Source organism: Aureibaculum luteum (genome assembly GCF_003449015.1).
GTDB classification, from domain to species: Bacteria; Bacteroidota; Bacteroidia; order Flavobacteriales; family Flavobacteriaceae; genus Aureibaculum; species Aureibaculum luteum.
Map to the genome: position 1 here is coordinate 177,035 of NZ_QRGD01000008.1, position 19,305 is coordinate 196,339.

26 protein-coding genes are annotated in these 19,305 nt (G+C 30.1%); 23 read left to right on the plus strand and 3 right to left on the minus strand.

Annotation, left to right across the window (positions count from 1 at the left end):
* Nucleotides 1-581: 581 nt before the first annotated feature.
* From D3P13_RS17290 to D3P13_RS17300, 3 genes are all read left to right on the plus strand, one after another.
* Nucleotides 582-1,157 (plus strand): PD40 domain-containing protein, encoded by a 576-nt coding sequence (locus D3P13_RS17290; protein ID WP_198680058.1) that lies wholly within the window; start codon nt 582-584, stop codon nt 1,155-1,157.
* A gap of 202 nt (nt 1,158-1,359) precedes the next feature.
* The gene (locus D3P13_RS17295; RefSeq protein WP_117884134.1) at nt 1,360-1,920 is read left to right on the plus strand and encodes a Crp/Fnr family transcriptional regulator; all 561 of its coding nucleotides are present in this window, start codon (nt 1,360-1,362) and stop codon (nt 1,918-1,920) included.
* 75 nt (nt 1,921-1,995) lie between these two features.
* Nucleotides 1,996-2,448 (plus strand): nuclear transport factor 2 family protein, encoded by a 453-nt coding sequence (locus D3P13_RS17300; protein WP_117884135.1) that lies wholly within the window; start codon nt 1,996-1,998, stop codon nt 2,446-2,448.
* Nucleotides 2,449-2,630: 182 nt separating this feature from the next.
* On the opposite strand, the gene D3P13_RS17305 is transcribed toward D3P13_RS17300, so the two are convergent.
* Nucleotides 2,631-3,335, minus strand: a complete 705-nt coding sequence (locus D3P13_RS17305) for a LytR/AlgR family response regulator transcription factor (protein ID WP_117884136.1) — start codon at nt 3,333-3,335, stop codon at nt 2,631-2,633.
* A 4-nt stretch (nt 3,336-3,339) separates the two neighbouring features.
* Nucleotides 3,340-4,416, minus strand: a complete 1,077-nt coding sequence (locus D3P13_RS17310; RefSeq protein WP_117884137.1) for a sensor histidine kinase — start codon at nt 4,414-4,416, stop codon at nt 3,340-3,342.
* A gap of 267 nt (nt 4,417-4,683) precedes the next feature.
* Here D3P13_RS17310 and D3P13_RS17315 point away from each other — a divergent pair, with 267 nt between their 5' ends.
* The 17 genes from D3P13_RS17315 (at nt 4,684) to D3P13_RS17395 (ending at nt 17,420) form a co-directional block, all read left to right on the plus strand.
* Entirely contained in the window at nt 4,684-5,892 is a 1,209-nt protein-coding gene (locus D3P13_RS17315; protein ID WP_117884138.1) for a serine hydrolase domain-containing protein, read from the plus strand.
* Between the two features lie 714 nt (nt 5,893-6,606).
* The gene (locus D3P13_RS17320; protein ID WP_117884139.1) at nt 6,607-7,344 is read left to right on the plus strand and encodes a DUF3108 domain-containing protein; all 738 of its coding nucleotides are present in this window, start codon (nt 6,607-6,609) and stop codon (nt 7,342-7,344) included.
* A 22-nt stretch (nt 7,345-7,366) separates the two neighbouring features.
* Nucleotides 7,367-7,834: a histidine triad nucleotide-binding protein gene (locus D3P13_RS17325; protein ID WP_198680059.1), complete on the plus strand. Its 468-nt coding sequence runs from the start codon at nt 7,367-7,369 to the stop codon at nt 7,832-7,834.
* A 35-nt stretch (nt 7,835-7,869) separates the two neighbouring features.
* Nucleotides 7,870-8,295, plus strand: coding sequence for a hypothetical protein (locus tag D3P13_RS17330; RefSeq protein ID WP_117884141.1), 426 nt, complete (start codon nt 7,870-7,872; stop codon nt 8,293-8,295).
* Nucleotides 8,296-8,485: 190 nt separating this feature from the next.
* Nucleotides 8,486-8,872 (plus strand): hypothetical protein, encoded by a 387-nt coding sequence (locus D3P13_RS17335; RefSeq protein WP_117884142.1) that lies wholly within the window; start codon nt 8,486-8,488, stop codon nt 8,870-8,872.
* Between the two features lie 177 nt (nt 8,873-9,049).
* Entirely contained in the window at nt 9,050-9,517 is a 468-nt protein-coding gene (locus D3P13_RS17340) for a GyrI-like domain-containing protein (RefSeq protein ID WP_117884143.1), read from the plus strand.
* 157 nt (nt 9,518-9,674) lie between these two features.
* Nucleotides 9,675-10,352, plus strand: coding sequence for a hypothetical protein (locus D3P13_RS17345; RefSeq protein ID WP_117884144.1), 678 nt, complete (start codon nt 9,675-9,677; stop codon nt 10,350-10,352).
* A 267-nt stretch (nt 10,353-10,619) separates the two neighbouring features.
* A complete protein-coding gene (locus D3P13_RS17350; protein ID WP_157972950.1) occupies nt 10,620-11,438 on the plus strand; it encodes a TolB-like translocation protein in 819 nt (272 codons plus the stop codon).
* A gap of 241 nt (nt 11,439-11,679) precedes the next feature.
* Complete coding sequence (locus D3P13_RS17355; protein WP_117884146.1) at nt 11,680-12,108, plus strand: VOC family protein; 429 nt, start codon at nt 11,680-11,682, stop codon at nt 12,106-12,108.
* Between the two features lie 239 nt (nt 12,109-12,347).
* Entirely contained in the window at nt 12,348-13,235 is an 888-nt protein-coding gene (locus tag D3P13_RS17360; RefSeq protein ID WP_117884147.1) for an alpha/beta hydrolase fold domain-containing protein, read from the plus strand.
* A 195-nt stretch (nt 13,236-13,430) separates the two neighbouring features.
* Complete coding sequence (locus D3P13_RS17365) at nt 13,431-13,943, plus strand: Crp/Fnr family transcriptional regulator (RefSeq protein WP_232829228.1); 513 nt, start codon at nt 13,431-13,433, stop codon at nt 13,941-13,943.
* Between the two features lie 91 nt (nt 13,944-14,034).
* The gene (locus D3P13_RS17370; RefSeq protein WP_117884149.1) at nt 14,035-14,388 is read left to right on the plus strand and encodes a SnoaL-like domain-containing protein; all 354 of its coding nucleotides are present in this window, start codon (nt 14,035-14,037) and stop codon (nt 14,386-14,388) included.
* An 11-nt stretch (nt 14,389-14,399) separates the two neighbouring features.
* Nucleotides 14,400-14,846: a DoxX family protein gene (locus tag D3P13_RS17375; RefSeq protein WP_117884150.1), complete on the plus strand. Its 447-nt coding sequence runs from the start codon at nt 14,400-14,402 to the stop codon at nt 14,844-14,846.
* Nucleotides 14,847-15,039: 193 nt separating this feature from the next.
* Nucleotides 15,040-15,972: an alpha/beta hydrolase gene (locus tag D3P13_RS17380; RefSeq protein ID WP_232829229.1), complete on the plus strand. Its 933-nt coding sequence runs from the start codon at nt 15,040-15,042 to the stop codon at nt 15,970-15,972.
* The gene (locus D3P13_RS17385) at nt 15,972-16,442 is read left to right on the plus strand and encodes an RNA polymerase sigma factor (RefSeq protein WP_117884152.1); all 471 of its coding nucleotides are present in this window, start codon (nt 15,972-15,974) and stop codon (nt 16,440-16,442) included. Before D3P13_RS17380 ends, D3P13_RS17385 begins: the two co-directional genes overlap by 1 nt.
* The gene (locus tag D3P13_RS17390; RefSeq protein WP_117884153.1) at nt 16,432-17,022 is read left to right on the plus strand and encodes a hypothetical protein; all 591 of its coding nucleotides are present in this window, start codon (nt 16,432-16,434) and stop codon (nt 17,020-17,022) included. The genes D3P13_RS17385 and D3P13_RS17390 overlap by 11 nt, the downstream gene beginning before the upstream one ends.
* An 11-nt stretch (nt 17,023-17,033) precedes the next feature.
* Nucleotides 17,034-17,420: a hypothetical protein gene (locus tag D3P13_RS17395; protein ID WP_117884154.1), complete on the plus strand. Its 387-nt coding sequence runs from the start codon at nt 17,034-17,036 to the stop codon at nt 17,418-17,420.
* Between the two features lie 125 nt (nt 17,421-17,545).
* On the opposite strand, the gene D3P13_RS17400 is transcribed toward D3P13_RS17395, so the two are convergent.
* Nucleotides 17,546-17,959: a winged helix-turn-helix transcriptional regulator gene (locus D3P13_RS17400; protein ID WP_117884155.1), complete on the minus strand. Its 414-nt coding sequence runs from the start codon at nt 17,957-17,959 to the stop codon at nt 17,546-17,548.
* A 106-nt stretch (nt 17,960-18,065) separates the two neighbouring features.
* Between D3P13_RS17400 and D3P13_RS17405 the strand changes: the two genes are divergently transcribed.
* From D3P13_RS17405 to D3P13_RS17415, 3 genes are read left to right on the plus strand one after another with little or no spacing between them, the layout of a single operon-like run.
* A complete protein-coding gene (locus D3P13_RS17405) occupies nt 18,066-18,428 on the plus strand; it encodes a nuclear transport factor 2 family protein (protein WP_117884156.1) in 363 nt (120 codons plus the stop codon).
* A 46-nt stretch (nt 18,429-18,474) separates the two neighbouring features.
* Nucleotides 18,475-18,918, plus strand: a complete 444-nt coding sequence (locus D3P13_RS17410; protein WP_117884157.1) for an SRPBCC family protein — start codon at nt 18,475-18,477, stop codon at nt 18,916-18,918.
* 12 nt (nt 18,919-18,930) lie between these two features.
* Entirely contained in the window at nt 18,931-19,275 is a 345-nt protein-coding gene (locus tag D3P13_RS17415) for a TfoX/Sxy family protein (protein ID WP_117884158.1), read from the plus strand.
* Nucleotides 19,276-19,305: the final 30 nt, after the last annotated feature.

The following is a 19,305-nucleotide window of genomic DNA, read 5'->3' on the forward strand; positions in this document are numbered from 1 at the left end:
TCGAAAGGTTTGTTTTAGACAATCTCACCTACCAAAAACAACACAAATACATTCACTTAAGTTAATAAGAAATACATTAAATGTAGCTAGGTTTGAAATTCATATACGAAGTGCATTTTACTAAAAATTAAATAGCTATAAAAATAGTCGAATAAAAAAACTCCTTACATACTAACGTTTACATTGCGTATTCATGTTAATGTATATACCAAAACATTTTAAAATTTTAAGCAATGAGAAACTACAACTTAGTATTTTTGTACTTGTTTTTGCAATGGTTTTAAGCGCTTGCAATACAAAAAAATCAGAAAGCAAAAGACAATGAATCACCAATTACAAAAGAAATCTATTTTGGACAAAAACCACCAGGTTTAATTCCAGAAGTTTTCGCTCCTGGAATTGTCTCCATCAATGGAAGGAATGCACATAGTATTTCAGTTTCTCCTGATTTAGACGAAGTATATTTTTCAGCACATATAAAAGATGAAGAATCATCATCTATCTATTTCTCAAAACTCGAAGACAAAAAATGGACAAATCCTAGAAAAGCAAATTTTACAAAAGGGAAAAAAGAAGCCGAAGTGTATCCATTTGTCAGTTTTAGCGATGACAAGATTTATTTTACGGCCGATACCTCAGATAATACAGATACTAAAATTTGGTATGTAAACCGTTTGATGGATTCCTGGAGTGATGCAATTCTGCTTGATTCACCTATAAATGATGATCAAGTGTTTTATTTGAATCAAGCTAAAAATGGAGATCTTTTTTATACCAATGTGTCAAATATAAAAATGAATCATGCACCCAGCATAAACGGGGAATATCCCGATGTAAAGGAAATTAAAATTGAATTTGGTCATCACGGGTTTATTTCTCCATCTCAAGAGTATTTGCTGGTACAGAATCAAAACAACGAGAATGAAAAAAGAAATGATGCAGATATTTATGTCTGCTTTAAAGAAAAAGACGGGACATGGACAAATCCAATCAGCTTTGGAAATGAAGTAAATTCTAATTTTAACGAAAGGTGTCCAAGTATCACGCCAGATGGTGAATATTTATTTTTTAGTAGATCTAACGAAGCGGGTGAATTATCAAATTTCTATTGGGTAAGCACAGAAATTATTGATAAATTAAGACCAGTTAATTTTTAACAAGTAACAATAAATTTAGCACACAGAATTTTGCTACTAATCTAAAATACGTTTGATAACAAAGTGTGTATTTAAATACTGGTTCTAGGCGTCTTCGGAAAATTCCACGGATTTTCCTTAGGTTCGTTTTCTTTTATTAACTTAGTTCTTACTAATATAACGGGCCATATAAACACGATGGCTATAATTGAAAAAAATACGATTGAGAAAATTTCTATCAAATATTTATAAAGTAAATAATGATCTTCTAGATGAGTATATTTCATATTGGTCCGAATACAAGATACCAAAAAAAACAATTATTACTGAATCAGGGAAAACTGAACGCTATATATATTTTGTGAAAGAAGGTATTCAAAAATCATATTATTTAAATGATGGAAAACAACATATAATGTTCTTTGCTTATAATCCTTCATTTAGCGGTGTTATGGAATCTTTCCTTACGCAAACACCTTCAAAATATTACCTTGAAACAATTACCGACAGTAAATTATTACGTTTATCATATGAAAAACATATACAATTAATAAAAGAAAATAGAGAACTTGAAACGCTATTTAGAAAAATAACAGAACAATTTTTATTAGGTATTATAGAGAGGCATCATCAACTGATGGCTTTCAATACAGAAACTCGTTTTAAATATTTTATCCAGAGAAGCCCACACTTGTTAAATATGGTTTCTCAAAAAGATATTGCTTCTTATTTACGAATTGACGCTACTAACTTCAGCAAATTAATCAATACAGTTAAAGTTTAATAATCTTGGTTTTTACCAAGATTAGAATCCTATAGATTTCAGAAATTTGTCTCATTCTAAATTAAAAAGATAATTATGAGATTAATGAAATATGCATTTATAATCGGAATTACAATATGTTCAATTAATGGCTATGCACAACAAAATCAAAGTAACACTATGACAAATCAAGAAATTGTAAAAAAATTTTTAAACGGATTTAATAATCCTGCACAGATTCAAGAATCTTTGGATTTACTAACAGATGATTATAAATTTAAAAATCCTATGGTAGAACTAAATTCTAAAACTGAATTTATTGAATTAGCAAAACAAATTGGAGCCGTTATTACAGGGATAGAGATTATTAATATTGCTGAAAATGGAAATTGGATAGCCGTTTTCTATGATTTTAAATCATCTATTGAAGGTCTAGAATCAAACACAGCGACGGAATGGTTTAGGGTTGAAGATGGTTTCATAAAAGAATCAAAGTTGATATACGACACTTCGGAATGGAGAAAGTTTTATGAAAAAATGAAGAAGTAGACAGGCGAGTAGGTAAAGGGGGATTTCACCCCTAAACCTCTCACAGTACATACGTGATGCCTCTAACTTATCAAGCCTGACGACTATAGGGCTGTTCTAAGCCAAAAAACCATATTGCCAATGTTCTAATAGGTTGGAAAAAGACCATTATTAGCAAAATTTAATAGTCCAAAACCAAAACACTAGAAATCTTTCAAGAACTCAATAACATCATCCTTATAACTTGCACCAATAGGTATTTCTCTTTCACCGATTTCAACATCTACTTTAGTAAACGCTGTAACTTTATTTGTATTCACAATAAATGAGCGATGAATTCTTAAAAATTCTTTAGGTAATTTATGTTTAAAATTACTAATTGAATCCTTAGTAATAACACTTGAATCATTTAAATATACTTTAACGTAATCTTTTAAACTTTCTACATAAAGTATTTCTTCGAAGTTTAGCTTAATAAATTTTTTATTAGAATTCACATACAAATAATCATGAACTTCAACTTCTTTTATTATAGATTCCGAAACTGTCATATTTACAAGATTCTTATATTTATTTAGAGCTTTTAAAAAACGAGGAAACGATATAGGTTTTAACAAATAATCAACAACATCCAACTCATAACTCTCAGTAGCATAATTCCTGTACGCCGTCGTAAAAATAACTTTTGGCGGATTCTGCAAAGTTTTTAAAAAGTCTATTCCAGATAACAAAGGCATTTCTATATCTAAAAAAATAAGATCTATTTTAGTCGATTTTATCATGTCAAAAGCTGCTACTGGATTTTGAAAAGTCGCTACAATTTCAACACCAGGAATTTTATCCAAATGTTTTTGTATCACCTGGAGAGCTAAAGGTTCATCATCTATAACTAAACATCTTATTTCCATATTTTTATTTTAAATCCAAATATAATTTCACTAGATAACTATCCAAAGAATCTTTTACTTCTAATTGATTCTTCTCTGGATAATTTAGTTCTAATTGTCTTTTAAGATTAACAGTTCCAATACCGGATTTATTAGGGTCAATAGCATGTGCGTGAATCTTTGGTTTACTATTATAGACTTCAAAATTGAGTGCATTACTTACAACAGATAATTTTATATATATTTTCGCAGAATCAGGATTTCCACTTGATCCATGTTTAAATGCATTTTCAATAATTGGCAATAACACCAAGGGTGCAATTTTTGTATTCGAATTATCCACATGATGCTCAAAAACTAAATCTAGTTTATCACCATAACGCAATGATTCTAAATCGATAAATCCTTGTATCAATTTTATTTCACGATTAATTGATATAGTAGGCTCATCACTTTGATACAAAATGAAGTCCAATAAAGCGGATAATTTTAACACAATTTCTGGTGCCAAATCGGATTTGATTAGGGTTAAAGCGTATAGATTATTGAGTGTGTTAAATAAGAAATGGGGTTGAATCTGTGCTTTCAAAAATTTAAGTTCATTTGTTGCTTTTTCTTTTTTCAAAATCTCTATTTGATGTTTTACCTCAAATCTATTTTTTATCATTTTAACTATAAACATGATAAATGCATAAATATAAACTGAAGGAAAATAGATAGAAAATAAATATTTAGTATCTGATAAAATCTCTCTTAGAGATTCCTGTACGAAATCCTCTCTAACAAATGGCTCTGCCACATAGACAATACCCATTCTTCCTAAAGCAGAAAAGATAAATACACAAAAAATTAAAGATAAGAAAAATAACAAATATCTCTTCTTTAGAAGCAATTTCGGTATTTGATAATAATTTAAAATATAAGCTGCCATTATTTGAGCTGGCAGCATTGAAAGATAAATAATCGCGTATGTATTAAGTGAGCCTGGTCCAGAACTTTTTGCTATTGTAATGAAAATAAATAAAAGTGAAACCCAAAATAATAAATGATTAATTGTTCTATTCCGAATGATTTCATCAATAATTGATTTATTACTTTTCATAGAACACAAAGATATAGAATAAAATCAGGGAAACTCTTTAAATAGACCAACACACGATAGCAACATACAGAATAGGATTCACTTCTGATTGATTTTATTTTTATAAGTAATATTATGTCCGTCATTTGATATCTTAAGTTCGTCTACTTTATAAAAACAGTATATATCTATCTGATACTTTTGACTTGAATTTAAATTGAAACCTTCCCCACACAATAGATTCAGATTTATGTTTGTAAGAATGACATAGAATAAAATAAATGTATCATGAAAAAAATAATAAAAATTTCAGTTCCCGTAGTTATAATACTCGTATTATGCTACCACTTATTTAAACCTATTATCATTCATAATTTTGGAAAAGAAAAGCTAGAGGGTTTTAAGCACTTACAACTAAATATAAATCACAGTAATCAAATTAAAAAACAAGCTGACAGTTTATTATTATCAGAATTCAATAAACTTAAAACACCTGCTTTATCAGCTTCCATTGGATTAAATAATACTAATATCTGGTCTAATACCATTGGATATGCCGATGTTCAAAATAAAATTATTGCAGATTCACTTACTATATTCAGAATTGGCAGTACATCAAAGGCTTTAACATCTGTTGGTTTAGGCATTTTAATTCAGAATAAAAAACTTGAGACTCAGTCTTTAGTTGGAGACTACGTACCATATGCAAGTAATAAATTATCTAAATTAACATTACAGCAAATAGCTTCACATACATCAGGAATCAGAAATTATGGAACTTGCTATTGTTTTCCTATTTGGGAATATTACGATAATCATGAATATACTTCAATTGAGGAAAGTGTGGCCGTTTTTAACAATGACGATTTGCTTTTTGAACCCAGTTCAAGCTTTAGCTACAGCTCATACAACTATACATTGTTGAGTGCAATGATGGAAACGGCTTCAGAAAAAAAGTTTTTACCCTTTATGCAAGAGAACGTATTTCAACCTTTACAAATGACTCAGACCAAAGCTGACAGAAAGAATAATAACAGGAAGGATGTAGCAAAGTTTTACGAGATAGAAAATGGAGAAATTAAAGAATCTTACGAGGTTAACAATAGTGTAAAATGGGCCGGAGGTGGATTTCTTTCAACGACAAACGATTTAGTAAAATTGGGGAATGCTGTTCTTAATTATAGAGTACTAGACTCATTAACTACCGTAAAATTGTTTGAGCCAGTAAGACTTCGTTCTGGTCAAATAAATGGTGATAATTATGGTATGGGCTGGAGAAACGATATGAAAAAAAACATCCATAAAGATGGACACGATGTGAACATTATTCATCACGGAGGAGTAGCAATGGGTTCAACAGCAATGTTGATTTTGGTGCCAGAATATAATTTAACAGTGGCTGTAACAATGAACAGAAATGCATCATCAAAAGAAACAAAAAACCTATTCTTTAGTCTACCTCATAAACTAGCTAGCTTATTTTTCAATTCAAATTAATAAATTAAAAGGAAATCGTAAATAATTAAAAGAAGCATGAAAAAATATCTAAAATTTAAATTACTTAAAATAATCGTTCATCAAGCCCTAAAGGGCACAATTTTGACAGTGAAAATTGGACAAACTTAAGTTCGGGAAAACGACTAGAAATATGCGGATATAAATAATTAATACCGATTGTTTCTGAAAAACCTCTAGTTCAACGAAAACGTCCGATTTTTACAAATTTCTAACATGCCTAATAAGTAACTTTGTTCTTGTTATTCTCCATTCTATAGGTTTAAATAAACCCGAAGTTTAAAAGAGTAATAAGATTTTAAAGCATAGTACTAACGTAATTCTATTATGAGAAATAACGTAAATTACTTTGGATTTAAATTTTAAAAAAACCATTCATCTTTTTTCTTTTCAAAGACTATTGTGAGTGGTAAAAGGATATAAATATTTATTTAAATGATAGACATAGGACGGAACTAATTGATTTAAAAAAATGTAACATTTTGATATTTCATGTATCTAAAAGGAAAAAATGTTTAAAACACTTTGCACATCAAAAAATGAAAAATCACCTTACATTTTACTATTCATTTGAGGAACCTACATTCACTTAAGTTAATAAGAGATAAATTAATAGCACCTAAGTTTACAGCGTAATTACGCTGTGCATTTTATTTAAAAATTAAATAATCAAAATTCCCACAAAAAATTAGACAAATGAAAAAAACGTTTTACATTCTACTATTTACTTTGAGTGTCTCTGTTAATGTATTTAGCCAGGAAACATTATTAAGTCCAATAAATAATCCAGCTATCAATAAACTAATTAAGTCCGAAACATCACAGATGGATTGGTTTATGTTTCAAGATACACTTAAAGTACAAATTGGAAAAGTACATACAGAAATCCAGAAGAAAAAAAAGAATATATATATTATAACAACAGTTGATATGGCACAGTCACCTACAAAATGGATTGACAGTACGATTGTAGGAACACTCAACTTTGAGCCTAAATATCACTCCTCATACAATCAGCAAAGAGATATGGTATTAGAATTCGGAGAAAAAATTACTGGCTATTACTTGGATAAAAAAACAGAAACCAAAACCGAAATTTCTGAAGAAGTGGAGACCTCTTTTTTTGATAGTAATTTTTATCCTCAATTAATAAGATTTCTTCCATTAATGAATGGATACTCAAAGACCATTTCAATTTTTGACTATAATCCTACAGCCGAAATAGGAGTAATTACTGCAACCATTAAAAATGCAGAAGAAATAACTATTAATTTTAATGGGAAGGAGAGATCTGTTTGGAAAGTAGAAACTACAGATGATATTTCAAATAATACTGCTGTAAGCACCTATTATATAGACACATCAACAAGAAAAATACTGAAACAAGAAATTGACTTTGGAGGTAGAAAGATGCTAATGGAATTGGTGGAATAATGAACAAAAATTAAACTAAGCAATGAAAAAAAACATAATGAAAAATTCAACTTTTTTCTTCACGCTCTTATTATTAACCACTTCAATTTGTTCAAGTCAGAGTTTAGAATATCAAAAAAAGAAAACGAAAAAAACTAAAAAGAGTTCTGTATTTACAAAAATAATTAATGGAGATATTAAGGCTACCATTGTGTATGAAGATGATGATATTATTGCCTTTGTTCCTCTTCGACTTCAAGCACCAGTGCATTTATTAATTGTTCCTAAAAAGGAAATTCACACAATTAATGAAGTATCCGAAGAAGACACGCTACTATTAGGCAAACTATTTTTAGTGGCTAAAAAACTAGCCAAAGAACAAGGTGTTTCTGAAACTGGTTATAGGCTTTCCATAAATATAAATGAAGATGCAGGACAGTCTGTCTTTCATTTGCACATGCATTTGTTAGGCGGTAAAAAATTAGGGCCTATGGTTGCACAAGAAGAATAAATTCTTGATAAAAAAATAAAAATAAATAAACAGTTATGATTAAAAAACGATTATTAGCAATTATCACATTAGTATGTTTAACAATTTCTTGTTCTTCGGATGATGACCCAAGAGATAATTATCCTCAAAATAAGGATATTACTTTTTCTATAACATCATCAGATGATAATCGTTTGTCCGAAATAGAATACACTATTGAAGGTGATGGAGTAAATATATTAGAGGCATCATATAGTGAATCACATTTACCTAATGCGAAAAGTTATTTATCTCAATCCATTCCTTATTCTACAAGTTTAGGTATTCATTACAAAGATAACTCGGGGGGAGGAGTTGGAATTCCTTTTAATCCATACGTCATTAAGCTGGAAATAAAGGTTGATTCTAAAGTTGTTGCAGAAAAAGAAACTACAATTAATGAATCGGGAACTGTTGAATTTTTAAATTTTATATTTTATTAAAACCAAACTTAAACCACGCGTAGTTTTTTTTTATGATAATCAGCAACTTAAAAAAGTCCGATAGGACTTTTTTTGGCTTATGTTTTATTTACTAACTTGAGTACTTAGCCATAAAACAAACCGTATGCGAATACATTGCCAAATATAGAACAAAGGAAATTTTATGTCATTTCAAATAAAATAAAAAAGAATGAATCAAAAAACTGCAATTAAAATAATGTTATGGATGCTTGTAGTAGTAATACTTTTTCATATAAGTATTATTCTAAAAATAGTTCCATATGAAATAACTTGGGGAGGGAGGCTTAAAAATGACACTCAGATGTATGCTTTTGAAACTATTTCAATACTAATAAACCTTTTTTTATGCATCATCCTTCTTCTAAAAGGGAAATATATAAGAGAGTTTATACCAATGAAAATTATCAATATTACGTTATGGATATTCTTTGTGTTATTTGGACTGAATACTGTTGGAAATATTTTAGCCAAAACTAATTTCGAGAAGTTCTTCACGTTGTTGACATTAACTTTTTGTATTCTAATTTGGATAATTCTACATAAAGGTAAAAAATGAACCAACAACAACAGTAATAGTTGTAAAAACTGAAATGTATAAAATTTAAAGGTATCGGAAAGAAATATTACGAGATCAAATGACAGAAAAGTACTACGTTAGATTAACGTATCTGTGAATGAAATATAAACTTGATGTAAAGGCGTATCAATACAAAGAAATACAGAAAATAGAATTATGAACAATCAAATAATTAAAGAATATAAAATAATCGGAATTTCCGTAAGAACAACCAATGAAAACGGACAATCGGCCAAAGACATAGAAGCAATATGGGAGAGGTTTTGGGGTGAAAAAATCCAAGAACAAGTTCCGAACAAAATAAATGATAATATTTATGCCGTTTACACGGATTATGAAACCGATTTTAACGGAGCATACACAACAATAATTGGATTGCCCGTAAGTTCGTTAGAAAACATACCCAAAGGTTTTGTAGCAATATTAATAGAAAAAGAAACATATAAAAAATTTGTTTCAAAAGGGAAAATGCCAGAAGCTGTTGTTAATACTTGGATGGAAATATGGGGAAATAATGACTTGAACCAAACTCGAGCTTATAAAGCAGATTTCACTATTCATGGGAAAAAATATTATGATGGAGATAATGCAGAAGTAGAAACTTATATATCTGTAAATGAATAAAGAATATACGCCTAACAATATATATAAAATAGGCAAATTTGTGCTAAATTAAAGACTTTTGGCTCGTGTCAAACTTAATGCTTATCCGAAAGTTTAGTGTTTCAAAATCGCCTACTTTTCATAAACTAACCGTTACACAATTAAAAACAAACGAAAAATGAAAAACCTATTATTATTATTATTATTAATTCTAACAACCTCTTCTTGTAAAAACAATTCTAAAACTTCAAAAGGGAATGAAGTACTTATTGAAAACACAGATAAACAAGATCATAATAATGAATCAAAAACCTATCTGAAAACTCAAATAAATGGCAAAGAAATAAAAGAAACTTATTGTGATTTTAGTGGTGGAGGTAGTACAGTATCAGGATTAATTAATGAATTGAAAATTGAATTTACTAAAGATGTTTTTGGGAAAAAGAATTTTATAATTAAATTTAATTGCACAAAAAAAACTCTACCTCCTAAATTACAATTGGGCATATATAACATAAAAGGATTTGAAAGTGATCAGGATTATATTGAAAACAATAAAGAGGGTACTTTTTATTGTAATGATGCAATAACTATGAACGTTTATACTAATATAATTGAGAAATATCCAAATATAGATAAAGACATATTTTTATCAACTTTTGGTACCGATTTAGTTGTAATGCCTGACGAAAAAAATAAATTCTACATAGAATCAATAGAAGAAATAAATGATGATGAGTTTTTGATAAAAGGAAACTTTCAGTTAAAATTAATGAAATTCCCATCTAAAGAAGAGTTTTTATTCAGTTCGCAATTTAAAACTGAATATGATTATAGCTATTATTCTGGCTCTTAATAAAAATAAAGGTGGTTAACACCATATATAGCTTATTAGATGTTTAAACGTAATTACGGTATATTTGAATGAAAACTAAATTTTTAAACTAATAAGGGGGAAATTAAAAATTTGACTTGTGCCAAACTGAAAAGTTAGTAACTTTTTTACATACCAAGTGCGATATAAAATACAGTCAGCATTACTTATATAATGAATAAATATAAAATTATCTTACTGCTTACAATTATCTTTTTGAGTTGTAAAAATGAGACAGAAAATACTAAAATGCAATTTTTAAACGAAAAAATCCCAAACAATATACCGATTGCGTTTAAGCAAAATTTAATTCCTCATAACAAACTTATTCATAAAGGAATATTTAGTCCTGACTTACAAGAATATTATTATACCATTTCTGATAAAAACTTTGAGAAATTTGAAGTTTTCGTTATAAAGAGAAATAAAGAAAATTGGACTGAACCAAAAAAAGCTTTCTTTAGCAGTACATATAGCGAACACGGAATGAGTTTTTCGCCAAATGGAAATACGCTTTACTTCAGTTCAACAAGACCTGTTCATGTTAGTGGAGTTCTTCAAACTTGGCACATCTGGAAATCGGACAAGGTTAACGGAAAATGGAATGAACCAGTTTTTATTGATATTCAAAATTTGAGAGACAAGTTAGTTTCTCATCCTACGATTACTGCTTCGGGAGTCCTATATTTCCACACAAGTAATTTAGACTATAGTGAAATGGATATTTATCAATCAAAAAATGTGAATGGTAGGTTTGAAAATGCCGAAAAGACGTTAATATCAATGCGTTCAAAATTAGAAAAATGTACACCCTATGTCTCACCAAAAGGAGATTACCTAATATTTGCTTCGATTGGAAACGAACTGGACTTAATGATTAGCTATAATGACGGAAAAGGTGGATGGATGAATACTAAAAAACTGAATACTAAAATTAATAATAAAGGACAAGGAAACCCATATGTAACACCTGACAACAAATTTCTTTTTTTCACAACTGGAGAACATCTTGAAAAGAATTGGAAAGTAAAATGGGTGAATATAGAATCCGAAATAAACAATATCTAATAACCATTACCGTATAAATTAGCAGCTTGATGTTAGTCTATTTAAGAAGCAACAGGGTTCTTCTTATCTGAAGTTCATTTACCAAGTTTAATGCCTAAAACAAGTTAGCAGATATTGATCAGACAACGACCATAAAAATATTGAATAAAATTAAATTAGCGATATGAACAAAATAATTCTAACTTTTTTGATTGTAATTTTACTCTTAAGTTGCAACTCGAAAACTAAAAAAACTAACGATATGACAAACAAAAAAGATGAAACAGAAAAGCCAGCCTCAAAAACCGATAATACGCCAAAAGTAACTGGAATAGGAGGAATTTTCTTCTATTCTGACAATCCAGACGATACGCAGAAATGGTATGCAGAGAATTTAGGAATAGAAACTAACGATTGGGGTTCATCGAATTTTGAAAGCAGGGATATGGACAATCCTGATGTTGTAAATTCTCTTCAATGGAAAGCATTTAAAAAAGGAGATGAATATTTTTTACCTTCTAAAAAGGAATTTATGATTAACTACCAAGTTCAAAATATCGAAGGACTTGTGGAAAAATTAAAAAAGAACGGAGTGACTGTGCTTGATAGCATCGCAACTTACGATTATGGAAAATTCGTGCATATTTTAGACAAAGACAACAATAAAATTGAATTGTGGGAGCCAATATAAACTGACTAAACCTTGAGCGGAGTAAAAAAACAGCGTTGAGAAAGCCGAACGAAAAACAACCTATATAAAAATAGCGGAAGTATTTGCTAACACAAAGGTTTTAACATTTTTGAAAAGTAGCTAAATTTTCAAATATGGCTTGTGTTTCATCCGAATAGTTAACGCCTTTTTTTTATCGCTACTCTTCAAATACAAACCGGCTTATAACCTTAACTATGTTTAGTTAAAAAAAACTAAAAATGAAACAAAGCCTATCCTACTATATTACTTTATTGGTTATTAAACTAAAGGGACTTAAAAGTGATTTTAGTAAAGACCCGATTAACTATAAAAAAATTAGAAAACAAGATGTACATCATCCGAAAGGTAAATTTTTTAAACATAATCGATTGCGGAACTTTAAAGTTTCAGATACCTCAATTACTGAAATAGGGATAGATGAAAATTCCTTTAAACTTTTGATATTCATTCACGGAGGTGCGTTTATTTCTGGTCCAGGACAACACCATTGGGATACTATTAAAGGAGTCGCTGAGCAAACAAATTATAAGATTTGGATGTGCAATTATCCCAAAGCACCTGAAAATAAAATAACACTTATATCAGAAAATATAGATTCGGTCTACGAAATAGCATTAAAAACCTATGTACCAAATCAAATTTCTTTTATCGGAGATTCTGCAGGTGGAACTCTAGTTACAAGCTTAATGCAACGCCTAATTAAAAAGAATATTGAAATACCGAGTAAAATAATTCTCATATCACCTGTTATGGATGCAAGCATGTCTAACCCTGAAATTGAAAAAGTAGATTACATTGACCCCATGATGTCTAAAAATGGTGTTTTGAGTGCGAAAATAATGTGTGTCGAGAATAATGATTTGAAAAACCCAATGATTTCACCATTATACGGAAGTTTCGAAAATTTCCCTAGAACAATACTTTTTCTTGCAGAAAATGATATTACTTATCCGGATCAAAAATTAGCAATTCAAAAACTTGTCAAAGCAAAAGTTAATCATGAAATTATTGTGGGAATGAATATGCCACATATTTGGCCTATACTACCCGTTATGAAAGAAGCTAAAATTGCCTTGAATGAAATAATTAGCATACTAAATAATTAACAATCATCTTCAGCTAACAATTACCGAAAACTGAAATGAATGTGAGCTAAAATTAATTTGAAAAATTTTAACCTTACTTGTTTTCAAATGAAAACATAAGATTCTACAAAAAAACAACCGACATTGAACAATAAACGACTTATAGAATACATCAATCGTTATGTAAATTTAACACAGATCGAAAATAATCTATTATTGGAGAATACGATCCATCGAAAATATTTAAAAGGACAATACATCGTTCAACAAGGCGACATTTGCCGTTTTGAAAGTTTTGTCATCAAAGGTTGTCTCAAAACATTTTACGTTGACAACGAGGGACAAGAACACGTTGTACTATTTGCCATTGAAAATTGGTGGACTGCCGACCTTGGTAGTTTTTTGACACAAAAACCAGCTGATTATAATGTACAATGTATCGAAGACACTGAAGTCATTCAATTCTCTAGCGACAAAATGGAATTGTTATATCAAGAAATCCCAAAACTTGAACGATTCTTTAGAATTATCATACAAAAGGCTTTTGTGGCATCCGAAAAACGCATTGTTAGAAATTTCAGTCTTCCTGCAAAAGAAAGATATATAGAATTCAAAAAAACTTATCCGCAAATCGAACAAAGAGTTCCACAGTATCTGATTGCTTCGTATCTAGGAATCACAAAAGAATTTTTAAGTAAAATTCGAGGTCAAATTATTGCTGAACAATAGTAATATAGATTAACCTTATTTTATAACCTTCCTTATTTTTATTCGCTAACAAGTCATAGAACTTTGTATTATTAATTTAAACATATAAGTTATGACAAGTTTATTAGAAAAAATTAGCGACCTGAACGATTTAGTGCTTCAAGGAAAAGCCATGGACGCTTTTGAGAAGTATTACCATCAAGACGTTTCAATGCAAGAAAACGATAATCCACCAACTCTCGGAAAAGAAAACAATAGAGAGCGGGAACAGGAATTTTTTTCCTCAATCGTAGAATTTCGAGGTGCAAAACCTTTAAAGGTTAGTGTTGGCGAGGGTGTCTCAATGGTTGAATGGTATTATGACTACACTCATATAGATTGGGGAGAAAGAAACTACACTCAAGTTTCTGTTCAAAAATGGAAAGACGGTCAAATCATCTGTGAAAAATTTTACTACAATTATTAAAACCAAAAATTATGAAAAACAAAATATTTAAAACAGACGATTCATACATAGGATTTATATTGAGGACTGCACTTGCAATAGTCGTTTTTCCACACGGAGCTCAAAAACTTTTTGGTTGGTTCGGAGGCTATGGATTTTTAGGAACAATGGAATTCTTTACTGAAACGGTTGGATTACCTTGGATTATCGGATTTTTAGTAATCATACTTGAATCAATTGGTGCAATAGTATTATTAGCAGGTTTTGCGACAAGAATTGTTGCTTTCTCTTATATTCTATTAGCACTTGGAATTACATTTACCTCTCACTTTGAAAACGGGTTCTTTATGAACTGGTTTGGTAATCAAGCTGGAGAAGGCTATGAATACTTCATCTTATGGATTGGAATAGCGATAGCATTAACAATTATTGGAAGTGGAAAATATTCATTTGACAGGAATATGAGAGTGAACTCATGAAGCCTGTGCTTTGGTAAGTAAAAAAGCAATCGCGGTTTGGGAGCTTACTCAAACCGTTTTAGCTTACTATTGAATATGTTTTTATTCGAAATATAAGTGCGTTCTATTCTACTGCCACTCTTACACTAAACGTTAACAAAAATATTTTGTAACATTTTTACATTTTTTGTATCTAAATGAAAACATAAGGTATATGATGAAAAAAACAATAATATTAGTCGCATTTATATTAACAACAATTATTGCTGATTCTCAATCAATATATTCAAAAGCATTTGGTGACCCAACTAATGAACCACTAATTTATCTTCATGGTGGTCCAGGATACAATTCAATAGGTTTTGAAATTTCAACGGCTAAGAGGCTTAGTGAAAACGGATTTTATGTCATTGTTTATGACAGACGTGGTGAAGGTCGATCTCCAGATCAAAATGCAAAATTTACGTTTCAAGAAACATATGATGATTTAGATGCCATCTATAAAAAATACAACCTGGATAACGCAACCTTAATCGGGCATAGTTTTGGAGGCGTAATCGGAACATTATACACGGAGAAGTACCCAGAAAAAATAAAATCATTAGTTCTGGTCGCAGCACCATTATCTTTACAAGAAACATTTTCTACCATTATAAAAAGTTCCAAAAGTATCTACGAAAATAAAAAAGATAGCATCAATTTAATGTACATTGGAATGCTTGAAAAAATGGATAAATATTCTTTAGAATATAGCTCATATAGTTTTGGACACGCCATGCAAAATGGTCTTTACACACCAAAAGCTCCCTCAAAAGAAGCCTTGGTCATTTACACAAAATTAAAAACAAATCCTCTATTTGTGGCTAAAGGTGCGACAATGACCTTTCAAGCACCAAAAGGTTTTTGGGAAAATGAAAATTATACTTCAATAGATTTAACACAAGACTTGAATGACGTACTGAAAAATAAAACTCAAGTTTTTGGGCTTTACGGGACTGAAGATGGTCTATATTCGGAAGAGCAAATTATGAAGCTCAAAAATATTATTTCAAAACATAATTTTAAGTATATGGATAATTGTTCTCATAATGTTTTTATTGACCAACAAGATCAGTTTATTGATTCTTTAAAAGCTTGGATTTTATAATGACATTTGAAGAAATTCACAACGAATATTGGCCAAAAGTATATCGGCAGTGCATGGGGTATATGAATGATCCTGACGTAGCTAAAGATATCGCTCAAGAAACCTTTATAAAAGTATGGCAACAACTTCCTAAATTTCGAGAAGAATCTTCCATTGGTACTTGGATATTTAGAATTGCAGTGAATTCCTGCTTACGTCAAATTAGGAAAGATAAAAAGATGCCTAAATCAGAATTTCCAAGGGAAATATTTGAAGAGACTGAATTCAACAGCGAACCTCAAGTACAATTTTTATACAAATGTATTTCACAACTGCCTGAAATTGAACGTATCATCATATCATTGGAACTGGAAGAATTGAAACAAAGGGAAATAGCAAAAATAGTTGGCCTTTCAGAAACTAATGTTAGAGTAAGAATACATCGGATAAAAGAAAAATTAACCAAAAAATTCCAGCAATATGAAAGATAACATAGACTTTAAACAGTACTGGAATAAACAAAAAATTGAAACTCCAGCACTAGATGAACTAATAAAAAAAGCCAATCAATTTAAAACAAAAACACGCTTTAAACTAATTGTAGCCAACTTTGTATTACTCGCCACTTGTATGATCATCAGTTTTGTTTGGTTTTATTATCAACCTACATTTTTAAGCACAAAAATTGGAATTCTTCTGTGCATTATAGCCATGATTGTATACCTGGCTTTCCACAATACATTGAGGCCATTCCTATTTGGTAATCAACTTGAGTTAGATGCGAAAGCACAGTTAAAACAATTGCTAATTCTAAAAGAAAAGCAACGATTTCAACAAACAACCCTATTAAATGGGTATTTCATTTTACTTTCATTAGGACTAGGTCTTTATATGTATGAATATGTAGTTAGAATGACATTGCCTTGGGCTATTTTCACCTATGGCATCGTTCTTTTTTGGATCGCTATAAATGCGTTTTATTTTAGACCAAAAACCATAAAAAAGCAACAGGCACAATTAGATAAACTAATAGCTCAACTAAAAGACTTAAATGAACAACTAGCGGTTTAATAAAGAAAATTATGAATACAAAAATAGTAATGTCCACAAGTGCCTTGTTTATGGGGGTAATTGGAGGCGTACTTTCCTTTTTACCAAATGAAATAGCCGACTATCTATCTGTTGAACCTAATAGTATTACAATACTTTTTTTTATGCTTATGAGTTCATTATACTTGGGATTTGGAATGCTAAACTGGATGCTAAAAGGAACGCTAATAGGAGGGATTTATAATAGACCTATTGTCGTTGGAAATCTAATGCATTTTGGAGTTGGTGCAATTGCCTTATTCAAAGTTGTTTCTAGCATCCAGTCACATTCAGAAATAGTTATTTCGCTTACTGTGGTTTATCTAATATTTACAATTCTTTTTTTTTATATCTTTAGAAAGAATCCGACGAAAACGTAAAATTGAAAGTTAGAAACAGATTAGGCAAAGACAACAATGTTAAATGTGATACAACCTTAACAGTAATTTAAAGTATGGACTTAACTAACCAGAAATCAAAGTCAAGATTTGACAAAGAAAATCATCTAATTAGATAAATGTTCTTTTTCCAACTTCTGTTGGATTGAAGAAATTAAATGTTCCCTGCTTTTAGTTGCTTGTGCTATAAAGACTTTTCCTGCTTCCGTTTTATCATCATAAAACCCACCCCAAACAATCATATCAATTAGAATAGGTAGCATACCAATTCCCTTTTTTGTAAGACTGTATTTAAAACGTGATTTTTTTACCTCATCCTCACCTTTCGTAATGATTTCGTTTTGTTCCAACATTTTCAATCTATCACCAAGAACGCTTGTTGAGACTTTTTCGTCCGATTCCAAAAATTCGTTGTAGTGTCTTTTTTCTTTAAACATCAAATCTCTAATAATTAACAAAGACCATTTATCGCCAAAGTGTTCAAGCGTATAATTAATCGGACAATGTGAGCGTGTTTTCATAAGACAAAGATAAATAAAAATTTCATTTAACTTGTATTATCAAAGTTAAATTGTAACTTCGCTTCGGAATTGCAAGTTAAATTTGCGGTTTGTAAAATAAAAAGTAATGGGAAAAACACCAATGGAAGTATATCAAGCCTTCGGACAAGGTTTGATATCAGGAACTGATTCTTGGAAAGAAGCAGTAGCAAAAAATGTAATGTTTAAAGGACCTGTTGACGAAGTAAAAGGTTTGGAAGCGTTCGCAAAATTAAATGAAAGCTTTATGCCAATGATAATAGGAAACGAAATGAAACAGGTTTTAGAAGCCGGAAATTTTGTAATCACTCAAGTTATTATGGACATTGCAATGCCTTCCGGTAAAACCGTTCAACTCGATATGAGTGAATGGTATGAAATAAAAGACGGAAAAATACAGAGCATCAAAATTTATTATGATGCTGAAGAATTTAGAAAAGAAATGGCTTAAGTCATCTTGAAAAAGTCCCTTTTTACAGAAATTAAATATAGATATTATGGCAACAATACAAAACGAAATAACAATTAATGCACCAATTAATAAAATTTGGGAGGCACTTACAAATGTCGGAGAATTGGATAAATATGACCCCACAGTTAAAAAATGTACGGTGCTGTCACAAACAACAAAAGGAATTGGAGCTTCTCGAAAAGTAACAATGAAAGACGGTAAAAACTGGTTTGAGGAAAAATGTACGGTTTCAAAAGAGAATGAAGCATTGACTTATGAATTGACAGATTGTTCATTTCCAGTTAAAAACTTAAACCATTCCTATACTTTTGAACAAAAAGAAAATATGGTGAAGGTCAAACAAATAATGAATTATCAAGTTAAATTTGGTTTTTTAGGTAAGGTTCTTGACACTCTTATAATGCGTAAACAATCTGACAAAGGAATCAAGGAGTTTCTTGGAGGACTAAAATCCTATACCGAAAATTAATACCTTTTGATAATGGCATATGATGAACATTTAGGCGATAGAATCCGACAAATACTAAAATTAAAGAAAGTCCAGTTTTCCGACAAAAAAATGATAGGAGGATTGATTTTTATGGTTAACGAGAAAATGTGTTGTGGAATCCATATAGATAAGAAATATGGAGACAGCCTGTTAATGGTGAAAATTGGAACAGAAGCATACGAAACAGAAATAAAAAAAGATGTTTGTTTACCAATGGACTTTACAGGCAGACCAATGAAAGGGTATGTTTTCATAATTCCGAATGGATTTGATTTGGATAAGGACTTGGAATATTGGATTGATAAAGCGTTGGATTTTAATAGAAAAGCAACATAGGCAGTATCTAGAAATTAGTTGTAAATTGAT